Source organism: Acinetobacter lwoffii, assembly GCF_024129595.1.
Taxonomy (GTDB): domain Bacteria; phylum Pseudomonadota; class Gammaproteobacteria; order Pseudomonadales; family Moraxellaceae; genus Acinetobacter; species Acinetobacter lwoffii_O.
The window spans coordinates 1-219 of sequence record NZ_JAMXXS010000124.1 but is presented as its reverse complement, the minus strand read 5'-3'; the positions used below and the strand labels follow the sequence as shown (position 1 = coordinate 219).

Below are 219 nucleotides of genomic sequence, written 5' to 3'. Positions count from 1 at the left end.
GAGAGTCAATATTCTGAGAGACTATCCCGATGACAAAATTAAAATATACCCCTGAAATCAGAGAAAGAGCGGTTCAATTATTGATTGAATCCGAGAAAGATTATCCATCGAATTGGGCTGCGATCACAGCTATTGCTCCCTGAGCAGTATACTGCGCAAGGGTTGTACTCCTGAAACACTACGTGTTTGGTATCAAAAATATTTAGATAAACAAAATCC

The 219-nt window shown here is 38.8% G+C and carries 1 pseudogene; it reads left to right on the top strand.

Annotation, left to right across the window (positions count from 1 at the left end):
* Positions 1–29: 29 nt before the first annotated feature.
* Positions 30–219, top strand: a pseudogene (locus NI466_RS15900) (IS3 family transposase); the annotation flags it as partial.